The 10,549-nt window shown below is 51.5% G+C and carries 8 protein-coding genes and 1 CRISPR repeat array; all 8 genes read right to left on the reverse strand.

From position 1 onward, the window contains the following. Positions 1 to 258: 258 nt before the first annotated feature. The 8 genes from cas2 to cas6 are packed head-to-tail and all read right to left on the reverse strand — an operon-like array spanning position 259 to position 9,887. On the reverse strand, positions 259 to 519 hold the full coding sequence (gene cas2 / locus A4G99_RS09335) for a CRISPR-associated endonuclease Cas2 (protein WP_066142551.1): 261 nt from the start codon (positions 517 to 519) through the stop codon (positions 259 to 261). A gap of 1 nt (position 520) precedes the next feature. Next, positions 521 to 1,516, reverse strand: a complete 996-nt coding sequence (cas1b, locus tag A4G99_RS09340) for a type I-B CRISPR-associated endonuclease Cas1b (RefSeq protein WP_066142554.1) — start codon at positions 1,514 to 1,516, stop codon at positions 521 to 523. 2 nt (positions 1,517 to 1,518) lie between these two features. Next, positions 1,519 to 2,088 carry a CRISPR-associated protein Cas4 gene (cas4, locus tag A4G99_RS09345; RefSeq protein ID WP_066142558.1) on the reverse strand — a complete coding sequence of 190 codons (570 nt, stop codon included), beginning with the start codon at positions 2,086 to 2,088 and terminating at the stop codon, positions 1,519 to 1,521. Continuing rightward, positions 2,085 to 4,898, reverse strand: a complete 2,814-nt coding sequence (locus A4G99_RS09350) for a CRISPR-associated endonuclease Cas3'' (RefSeq protein ID WP_082837770.1) — start codon at positions 4,896 to 4,898, stop codon at positions 2,085 to 2,087. Before A4G99_RS09350 ends, cas4 begins: the two co-directional genes overlap by 4 nt. A 35-nt stretch (positions 4,899 to 4,933) precedes the next feature. Beyond that, entirely contained in the window at positions 4,934 to 5,782 is an 849-nt protein-coding gene (cas5b, locus tag A4G99_RS09355) for a type I-B CRISPR-associated protein Cas5b (protein ID WP_082837771.1), read from the reverse strand. Between the two features lie 5 nt (positions 5,783 to 5,787). Then, a complete protein-coding gene (gene cas7b / locus A4G99_RS09360) occupies positions 5,788 to 6,840 on the reverse strand; it encodes a type I-B CRISPR-associated protein Cas7/Csh2 (protein WP_066142561.1) in 1,053 nt (350 codons plus the stop codon). A 27-nt stretch (positions 6,841 to 6,867) separates the two neighbouring features. Continuing rightward, entirely contained in the window at positions 6,868 to 9,069 is a 2,202-nt protein-coding gene (locus A4G99_RS09365; protein ID WP_066142564.1) for a TM1802 family CRISPR-associated protein, read from the reverse strand. After that, positions 9,066 to 9,887 (reverse strand): CRISPR-associated endoribonuclease Cas6, encoded by an 822-nt coding sequence (gene cas6, locus A4G99_RS09370; protein ID WP_066142567.1) that lies wholly within the window; start codon positions 9,885 to 9,887, stop codon positions 9,066 to 9,068. Before cas6 ends, A4G99_RS09365 begins: the two co-directional genes overlap by 4 nt. Before the next feature lie 147 nt (positions 9,888 to 10,034). Beyond that, positions 10,035 to 10,460: a CRISPR direct-repeat array (repeat unit 30 nt; unit sequence GCTTCAACCCAACAAGGGTACTTCTGAAAC). Positions 10,461 to 10,549 lie beyond the last annotated feature (89 nt).

A 10,549-nucleotide genomic window follows, 5' to 3' on the forward strand; every position in this document is an offset into this window, starting at 1 on the left:
CCCAACAAGGGTACTTCTGGAACCATCGATACCGAGCAGGTCACTGACTTCGGCGAGCAGCTTCAACCCAACAAGGGTACTTCTGGAACACGCTGGAAATCGCATACGTCGACCAACTCCTCGAGCAGCTTCAACCCAACAAGGGTACTTCTGGAACCATGCCCGATATAGCGCCTACAGCGGCTAATAAGCTTGGATTCAGAAGCGCGATTTCGTCGACCCCCAATTCTGGGTTACCCCCCGGGGGGTCGACGAACATTACGTGAATCGACTTCCTGGTTCTTCCGCATCACCAAGAACAGTACAGTCAACGGCGGCAGAAACGTCCGCTTCGAAAATGTAAATCGAATCGTCTGACTCCAGTGCGTTCTCGATTTCGTTTTTGATTCCCACTAACTGGCCTTCAGTGATATCTCCGTGAAAGACAGAATATTGGATGTGTTCGAGATGCCTACGAAGTAGCTTCCGATAAATCGAGGTTCGATCGGCTGGAACGTCATAGGTGACGAGGACGAACATTTCACCACCACCGTTCCGTCGGACGATACGTTTCGCCTGTTAAAATGTGCTTTTTCAGTGAATAAACGTCAGTCTGAACCAACGTCTTGTAGCTCACTTTTCGCTTTAATCGAGGATGTTCAACTGTCCGATCGAGTGTATCTTCATAAGCTTCAAGAACAACTAATCGACCTTTCTCATTGAGAAGGCATCCATCGAGTTCGTTCTCGAAGTCCTCGATACTGATCTGCTGTCTATTTACCAAGCGAAACAGTACTCGATCCGCTAGTATTGGTTTAAAAATATCCGCGATATCAAGTGATAGCGTAAATCGGCGGTCACCCGGTTCGTGAACGTATCCGATAGTAGGATCGAGTGCTGTCTTTCGTATTGCAGAGACACACGTCGTATAGACCATGGCGTTCAGGAACGACACGAGCGCGTTCGTTTCGTTTGTTGGTGGATTGTAATCCCGCTTCGTCAATTCAAATGGGTCGCGTAAAATCAAATCGAAACAACTGTAGTATGCTTTTCGTGCGGTTGCTTCTACCCCACGTAGCTCCTGTACGTCCGTTGTCTCCATCACTAGGTCTCGTTGCCGGTCAAGCGTATCGATAGCGCCAGTGAAGTCGTGACTACGCGCATCGTAATACTTGAGATTCGCCCGCATATTGTGGATACTAGCGCGAATCATTCGGCGAGAAATTGGCATTCGACGCTTCTCATCGTCGTAGGCGCGAACCTGTTCAACAACGGTATTTCCTGATTGGTGTTGTCGTTTCGGTAAATACGAACCTTTGTAATAATCTTTCCAACCGAACACGTGAACTACCGTTCCGTGCTCGTTGAGAAGTCCGAGTGCACGTGTATTGAACGTCACTTGGCCATGCAAGTAGATCGTTCCGACACTCTCTACTGGCAAGTGCTTTGTTTCACCGTCAAGGGTATCGATGCGTAGCGTGTCTTCGCTCCGCGACAGGTCGCCGTCCGCGAAGATGTGATGATTTTCCTTTGGCATTGTTATAACCAACAGATATCTTGGTACAAACAGGAGTCACAGTACGGTTTCTTTTCGAGTTCGGGTGGCGTGTCCGCTGAAACTGTGTCAATAATTCCGCGAAGCGTTTCTTCGATCTCGATTGCATTCGATTCCGACAGAGAAATCTGTTCCCGACTACGCTCTTCCGGATAGGCAAGAACACCCTCGCGCTGGATATCGAGGATTCGGTCTAAATACCACAGATAGTATAGCAGTTGCATTCGTGGCGGTTCTTCGAGTGACGATGAGACTTTGACCTCCATCACTTCACCACTGTCTACTATGTCGATTGCAATTCGTCCGTTCACTTGGAATGAACTACGTTTGTCTCGATAACTCGTCTCGTCTACGTGGGTTCCCCGCCGAATATTCGGAGTTCCACGGTCGATGTCAATCCCTTTGGACATGAACCAAAGTTCTCGTTTGCAGACGTGGTAATATTGCACCATTAGACCGGTGATTCGGACGACTGGTTCTCGATGTGGTTCGCGTTCGTCCCGAACGAGTTGATCGATGATTTCATCGCCAGAGTAGCTCAGAGTTCCGGTCATAATGTAAACCTCCCAGCCAGTGCGTCATCTTCATCAGCCACGAATCCACCAGCATCGAGGTCGTACGATCCTTGACTACTGTTCAGTCGATAGGCAAGAACGCTCGTTCCTTCCTGCACCCCACGTTGCCGGAGATCAACTCGACTCAAGAAACGAAGCGCTTCGTCAGCTTTCTGTGCAGGAACGGACACGCGAATATCCGAGGCATTGTGGAGTAGACGATAAGCTCTGGGTTCATTGCCGACATCGAAAGCATCCATAATCGCTTGGATACGAGCATCATCCGCTTCGCTTACCGCGACGAGAAGGTCAACTGTCTCGTACTCATCGTCGATGAGCGAGTGACTGGCTAGCTCTCTCGCCTCGAAGTGTTCGACAGCCTCTACGAGTACATCGCTCCCGACTTTATCCGGGGTAACAGCGTCGAAGTACTCTGGAACTGCATTCCTCGTTAGAACTGTTTCGTCGACGTCAGTCCGTTCGGGGAGCGTTTGACAGAGTATTCGACAGATGATATCCACGTGCTCGGGTACGTCGTTGTAAACATACGAGACAGGAGCTTGATTCGGCCCTGCTGCTGGTTCATCAGGGTCGGCAAGGAACCACACCGTAACGTGACCGTTGCTTTCTCCCCACTCGAACGACCGGTTGCATCGGCCAGCGGCCTGCACAATACTGTCGAGTGGCGCAATATCCCGGAACACGTGCGCAAAACTGATATCGACACCTGCCTCAATCGCCTGAGTAGAAACGAACGCAAATGGCACTCCCGCTGTCGTCAGGTTATCTGCGACTTTGATCAATACACTGCGGTCTCTGGGTCGATATCTAGAGTTGAACGTTCCAAGAAAGAATGGCATCTCTTCATCAGGCCACTCCCACACGACGTCGTCATCGTCCTCACGTTCATTCGTGGTTTCAGGCTTAAAGCCGAGTTTCTTCATGACACTCTTGACAGCGTCGTCGGTGTCGAGACGAGTACTGGAATTGGTTTCAGCGTTACAGAGCACTGATTCGTACTCACTACCGATGTGTACTGTCTCGAAGAGAGACTGTTTCGCAGCGTTTTCGATAGACTCAGTCAATGCACGAGAACTAGCAATGGTGTTACAAACGGCCATTGCCGATGTTCGGGGAGAAGATGATTCATCGGCTTTCATTGAGTCAATGAGCGTCTCAACGATGCGTCTACCTGCGGTATCGTGTGAAACAAGCGATGATTCGATTGCTGGATTGGGGAACTGCCATACCGACTCATCAATCGTGTATCGAACCCGGCGTGCCTGCTCATAATACTCGTCCGGGTCGTCGATGAGTTTGACTGTTTGAAGATCATCGGTATCGCTGAATAGACGTGGCTGGGTCGCCGTCATCGGGATAACTGTTGCGTCGAACTCATCGGTGAGCAAGCGGACCAATCGCGGAACAACCGCCCACCACTGTTTTGGCAGTGCCTGTGGTTCGTCAAGAATGACGACCGCATTCTTCAAACTCGGGAGCTTCATTCCCTGACTGTTCGAGGGACCAGCAAGGCTCTCGAACAACTGAACGAACGTCGTCAGTATCGTTCCTGCACGCCAACTTTCGCCGAGCATCGCTTCTGGGTGTGTTCGGCTGTCCTGTTCCGGTTCACCATTGGCGTTCGAGTCTTCACTCATCTCTTCCGTATCTTTCCGGTTAATCGTGTCAGACAGATAGTGATGGACGGTTAACGCATTTCCAGCAGGATCTGCACCCCAGATGTCGTCGTTTTCGAAGTGATTCCGGGTCTGCTCGATAATCGAAGTAAACGGGAGTGCGTACACAACAGTCGGTTTCTCGTCTAACTGCTGTCGTGCCGCACGCTCATCTCGAACGTCGAACGCAACGGAGATGCCAGTAAACGTTTTTCCCAGTCCAGTCGGTAGAGTCAGCGTCCCTACATCGGCATTACCGTCGATGAGATGGGTGACTGCACGCCCACGAGCCTCTTTGCATCCTCTTTCACGCCACACATTGAGTTCGCGTTGCAATTCATCGTCAGCTGAGAGCGTCTTAACGTATTCGTCAAGCTTTCTTACTGGGAGCGGCTCACGAGCTAAACGATCGTCGTTCAACCCTGCTGCAGATGTCTTATCGGCGAGTGTTAGCGCACTCCAATATCGAAGAGTGCGGTCGTACAACTCCGAAGGCAATTTTTCGGAGGAGTGCTCGGGATAAATCCCGGTCATCGTTGACACTGCCTCACCAAGGTCGTCGAGTATGGTTCCACTCCGCATTGCGTTAGCGAAATCAGTCCACGTTATCGATTCGGGAGCGATATCTTCAGTAGCACGTCGAAGCAACGTATCAGCCGCCACTGCCGTCTCTGCTTCGATATGTTCGACTTGCTCGGTCGCCCATCTTCCTTGATTTTGGCCGTCGCGCTCGTTTTTTACGACACGATCAAACGTGTAGCTGGCGAAATTCGGTAACGCACCGTGGTGTTTTGCAATGGCGGCGAATGCTGCGAGAGCGTCCCGATCCGTCCCGCCAAGTTCACAAATCACCCAAAACGCCGCAAGCGCGCTGATACGGGCATGATAGCTATACCGCTTTTTCACTATGGGTGTCCCATTCGCACGGGCAGAATAGTCCGACCGTACATGTCCTTGAAACCCCGGAGTGACTTTGCCAAAGTCGTGAAGCCAACCGAGACACTGTGCGATATCTGCCTCACTTGGGGAATTGGCAGTTTCAAAATCGCCGAGATCAATGATTCGGTTTGCAACGGCGTCGAGATGGTCATCTAACTGTTCACCCGGACGAGAAATGATGTCGTTGAGATTCATGGTTCGTTTCTGAAATCAGAGGGGTTGTACAGTCGTCAGTGAAAGACGACCGTTCGGCCATCTACTTCGACTGGTGTCGTCTCGTTTGGACGGAGTTTCAACTTTTTACGGTCCGAGAAGGCGTAATCAGCGTATCCAGTCGTTTTTCGTCCGCGCTCGTCTGCTTCCATGAAGGCAGGAGTCCGTTCGACATCAAAGCTCACCCCGTCTTGTGGAACGATTTCGTCGGCACCATCTGGAATTACACTGTCAACAGTCACAGACTCTGTCGAATCTACACGCTCGATCTGTTCGATTTCACGGGGATCTTCAATCCACGCGAGGTACTCCGATAGACCCATTGACGGAGGGTAGAACGATGTGCCAGTTTCGAGACGATGTTTCAGCACGCTATAGAACTGTTCGTCCTCAACTGCGACGTCAAGACGGAATGCTGGGTTAACCAGCAATTCGTAGCTGTGTATTTGGCGGTTATCGGTGCTGTCTGGATACTTCACTTTAACCGTTTTTTGGCCTGTTCCACCCATGTCAGCCATCGTTTCTCCAGGATGTGTCCCTAATCCGAGCGTCGGCATCGTGACCGTACGAATCTCCCCAACGGGTGTGATAGCCATTGCAGACACGTCTGGAGCGAAGATATCATAATAGCCATCACGATTGACACCTGCAATCGCAGCGAGCATTCCTGCGATAGTCGTTCGGGGCGGTAGTCGGTATGTCTGTTTGGTGACCGTCCGGTCGATACGACGGAAGTGTCCCCAGTCACTACGAATTGTTAGCGAGAGGCACTTCGACGGAACGCCGTCCTCATCGACAGATGGTGGTGTTACCTCCGGTAAGTCTCCGCCCCACGTCGCTTCACTCGTGGTATCTCGTCGTGCCATTGGAACTACTCGCTGGGAAGCGTCTCTTTGAATTCCTCGTACACATCGATTTCGTGAACAGGAACCCCACGTTCGGATAGCACATCTGGAACGTCCATCACTGTCTCAATATCCTCCCCTTCGCACGTCGCTTGCAGTCGTTCACTTGCTGCGTAATGAATCTCCTCGATGTGGCCTGCTTCGGCGACACGAGTAAGCGTTTCAACGAGGTTAGTGACATTCAGTCGAACGTCTCGAACACTCCGCAGTTCGGCGTCGGCGGTTGAGTCACTGTCATTAGCAAGGCTAACGTCGTTGTGAAGATCGCCGACATGATAGCCGTCTGTTGCATATTCAACGCGTAGGTAGAGTCGTGGTTCTTGGCCGACCTTACTTCGTGAGATCGTTTGGTTCTTCAACGCGCGCCAGCACAGGGTGTCTAATCGCTTAACATCACGTCGTGAGAGTCGCGTGTCATCGGCACCGTGTTCATCAACGAGTCCATGGAAAGGGAAGATACCATACTTGATGCGGTGGTCATCAAGATCAAATCCACCCTGTTCGTTGCCTTCCTGCGTGGCAATGACGCTCGTCAACGTACTTGTCTCTTCGTTCGTTTCAACCTCATTCAGCGAGCGTGCAGGGGAGAACTGAACCGGACCGGTAAAATTCCCGCCCGAAAAGTGCTCCTTGACTGCCGCGTAAAGATCGTCTTCAGGATCTTTGTTGAAGCTCAGCGTTGCACCGAAATAGCGCACATCAGTCGCACGTTCGAGGAATTCGGTTCGAATATCGTCAATCTGGTCGAGGTCCTCCGGTTTCTCAACTTCGTCGAATAAGTCAAGGGCAAGTGCCGCCCGTACCGCCGATTTCTCACCTGTTTTCTTTACGAAAATTGGATGGTCATCGTCGTGTAGTTGGTCTCTCAAGTACCGTTTCAGACGGACGTCGGTGATGGCGGCCTTCTGTGTGATCGGATCAATACGTGGACGGTTTTCGCCCATCGGATTGCCGTTCGGGTTGCAGTCCTGTGCGTCAGTGATGAACAATATCTCGGATCGGTTTTGGATGTCAGTCATTGTTTTGTGATTTTAGTGATCGGTTGGTTATGCAGTCTCTTCGACAGTTGTGTCGTTTGGCGTGTTCTCATCATCGGTGCCACCGAGAGCCTCAACGAGGTCGTGAGCCTGTCGGTCTGCTCGTTGTCCATACGTCACCCCGAGCGCGTAGAAGAACCGAACTTCCCGCAGTGGAAGAGTCCAGTCGTTTGGGTATTCGAGAATGTCTGTTTCAGTATCGGTGAGTTCGTCAAGAACTTCCGGAAACAGCGTGTCACCTGCCCAACTGACTTCAGACGCATACACGTGGCATTTACTCGATATCTCAGGGAACACGGTGACCAGTCTGTCCAACGTTATTTGATCTGGCGGATACTGGTCGATAACCGTGCGATTCATGCCCCGAGTCGCTCGTTGGTGATGGCTCGTCATACCGGTGAGTACACCGAGCAGAAACGCAGTTCGGCGCTCGCTGTTCTTGAGAGATCCACGAGCGTCGAGGAATCGTTCAAGACGGTACTTGCGTGCCGCTAACTTAGAGAGGTTACCGTCGCCAGCAACCTCCTCTCGTGACGGTAGTTCGTCGTCCATATCTGTGAATGTCGTCAGTGTCGATTGATCGTTCGATGTTTCGAGGCGGTTCGCTCGTGCTAACGCCTCGAACTGTGCAAACTGCGTCCGTATGTGCCGCGACGGAAGGCTGTGTTCGTCGTTCTCACGCCGCTCTTGTTCGATGCGGTCAACATAAGCGTCAAATAAGCGGTCGGCTGGTACTGACCGGCCAGTGAGGAGTTGGTAGGTGAGCCACTCCGGCGCGTCGTCAGCCATCGCTCCATCGTCACCAGCGGTCAGCGGCATCGTTCCCCACGCATACCGTCCGGAGACGATACTGTTTAACACGCCGCTCTTGGTGGTGTTTGGAGTGATTGGCTCCCATCCATCCACTTTTTCGAATCCAGCAGCCAATCCGAACGCGGTGCTTCCATCAAGGACGATTTCGTGGGCTTTCGCAGCCTCTCGTGGATGATAAAGCGATACGTCAGGTACTTCGTGGATGACGTTGATGTCTCCGCTGTCGTTACGAAGCGAGATGACGTAGAACCGGAGGTCACGCTTGTCGGCATCTGTACCATGGTTTTCGATACCATTTTCTAACGCGAACATTGGGTGGTCATTGCCATCCCCGATTTCATTGTTTTGTAGCGCTGTCAGAACACTGTAAAGGGTATTCGCACGCCGTTCATCCATTTCGACGAAGTACGGGAGTGTGTACACACCCAATCCGTTTCGAGTAGTTCGGCATGCCTCGGCGAGTGACTCCCCTGACTGGAGAAGCAATGCTGCATTCGCCGAAACGGAATGATTTCTCCATGAGTTTGACCGCTTTAGTTCATCGAACTTTTCGGCATGTTGGACGGTGAAAAAGTTGAACGGATCATCCGTGGTTCCGAATACGTCGTCTTTTTCCCCAGTCACCATACATACGCCATTTCCGCGTGATGGCGGGTCACTGTCATCGAGATTCTTTCGAGCGAGCTTTTCTTCCTTGCGGGCCTTCATACCCGCATTGAGGACATGAATTTCGCCGGGGTAGTACCAGCGGATATCGCTATCGGCTGATTTTTCGGCCAAATTTTCAGAATTGAGTTGAAGTCGAACAGTTGTAACGAATTTCCCTTCGTTGGTGCACTTACGATGAACCTGTGATTCAATTCGGTTGAGGACATCTTTGTTACGACCAAGCGTCTGAAGTCTTTTGATAACCCATCCATCGGGGTGAGTATCAGCGACTTCGCCAATGGCGGGCTCTCGATCATCGGCATTTGTCCAGCGGTTGAGACGATCTGTGCAATATGTGACGACAGTATCAATATCTGCACCACTCTTCGAGCCACGATGGGTAATACTGTGGTCAATAGCCGCACCTGGCCAATAATTCGCGTATCCTAACAACGGAATTTTGTCTGGTGTAAAGGCCTCAACTCTAATGTTAACATCCTGAGGGAGGGGTTTATCACCAGTTAGATCTATTTCAACGGTTACTAGATATCGATCATCCTCACTGGGATTTCGGGTAGTGAAATCGTTGAGTTTGCCTGGTGTGAAGTAGAGATCGAACTCGGATTTACTACTGCCCTTGTCACCGGCTGCCTCTTCGAGGACGCCATACAGGGTCTGTATCCGACGGAGGGAAGTGATAGGTCCGTCAGGGAGATACTCAGTGAGCGTGTCGGAGTCCAACGTTGTCATCGGTTACTCCCACGAGCAGTCTCCGCTACCGCACGTCCTGCTGGAACGACTGCGTCTTCGTCGATGTTGACGAACCCGAGTCCGAGTGCGTTGCGTTCACCGATGCCGGTGTCCAGCGCGAGATTCAGATGTCGTCGATGGTGATCATCTCTGACTTCGTAGCCGAGTCGCCACTTACTCAAGATATACGTCATCTCAGTGCCCTGTGTGACGGTCACCGGGAGCGGGAACGTCTTGATCAACTCGTAGCTGTTGAACAGGTTCCCATCGCAGTCGCTCGGCCCGGGAAGGTCGGATGGACAGAACAAACCGTGTTTCCTGTCGAGGTTATTCACCAGCTGTGTCTTGAACGGTTTGACAGTATGTTCTCGACGCCAGAACGTGGGGTAGTCTCCTTTAGCCTCGATTCCGTACTCCTCACAGCGCTCTGGAGGAATACGAATGAGAACACCAGTACCGGTTTCAATGACTCCGCGAGTGCCTGGTTCGCCAACGTCCGGTGTGAGTGCTGAGATCTCTGTCACGCGAAACGGCATTTCGCCAATATTGAGCTCGCGGTTGTTATCCAGATCTGTAGCAATCGCTCCGAGCAAGTCGCGATCCGTTGCTGAAACGAGAAGCGTACGCTTGTCTCCTTCCTGCATATTACGAGGAGGGAATGGATTCGAATAACAGAATCCAGTAGGCTCCTGTTCATCGTGATGCTCGTCATATTCAGTTCCCTCAAGCGCTCGCCAGAGGCGGCCTCTGAGCTTATGGTGGTAGCAATTATCGTAGGTGGCGTCCGCTCGTGCGCGAAGCCGAGCTAATATCCGCATTTCGAGTCGCCACCTCCGCCAATTGTGCTCTTTACTGTCACGTACCAATATCTATAACTATGTTTCATAAATGTATGTATTCGTTGAGAAAGGACCAACGGAGGTTCTGCTGAAACAGTCCTAATTCAAATCCAGAAGAATCCATCTGTTTCAACTCAACAAAGGTACTTCTGAAACGTTGGCCGCATTCCAGGACTGCCCCCACCGATAGTTGCTTCAACCCAACAAGGGTACTTCTGAAACACGTGGCAACGCGGGGCGGTGAAATCGTCAAATCCGTGCTTCAACCCAACAAGGGTACTTCTGAAACTCACCGAGGATAGCTCGTCTTTCGAGTAGTCGAAATCGCTTCAACCCAACAAGGGTACTTCTGAAACGGTGTCGGGTCCTTTCGCCATCGTCCCGTCCCAACTGCTTCAACCCAACAAGGGTACTTCTGAAACCGGTGATGTTGCTGCTCATGGACGTGCTACCGCCGCTTCAACCCAACAAGGGTACTTCTGAAACTTAGTAGGTTACCGCTCAACCGTCTTGTACGCTGTCGCTTCAACCCAACAAGGGTACTTCTGAAACTCAGGAGTGACTCGAAAGGATCGCACTCATAACGGCGAGAATGATGACGACACCGACCGAGGTCGGCACGTAATCGGTTATCAACGTCG

This window comes from Haladaptatus sp. R4, assembly GCF_001625445.1.
GTDB lineage: Archaea > Halobacteriota > Halobacteria > Halobacteriales > Haladaptataceae > Haladaptatus.

Bases quoted from the DNA above. Each gene is read 5' to 3' on its own strand.
- cas2 (WP_066142551.1), bottom strand. From the start codon at position 519: ATGTTCGTCCTCGTCACCTATGACGTTCCAGCCGATCGAACCTCGATT.
- cas1b (WP_066142554.1), bottom strand. From the start codon at position 1,516: ATGCCAAAGGAAAATCATCACATCTTCGCGGACGGCGACCTGTCGCGG.
- cas4 (WP_066142558.1), bottom strand. From the start codon at position 2,088: ATGACCGGAACTCTGAGCTACTCTGGCGATGAAATCATCGATCAACTC.
- A4G99_RS09350 (WP_082837770.1), bottom strand. From the start codon at position 4,898: ATGAATCTCAACGACATCATTTCTCGTCCGGGTGAACAGTTAGATGAC.
- cas5b (WP_082837771.1), bottom strand. From the start codon at position 5,782: ATGGCACGACGAGATACCACGAGTGAAGCGACGTGGGGCGGAGACTTA.
- cas7b (WP_066142561.1), bottom strand. From the start codon at position 6,840: ATGACTGACATCCAAAACCGATCCGAGATATTGTTCATCACTGACGCA.
- A4G99_RS09365 (WP_066142564.1), bottom strand. From the start codon at position 9,069: ATGACAACGTTGGACTCCGACACGCTCACTGAGTATCTCCCTGACGGA.
- cas6 (WP_066142567.1), bottom strand. From the start codon at position 9,887: ATGCGGATATTAGCTCGGCTTCGCGCACGAGCGGACGCCACCTACGAT.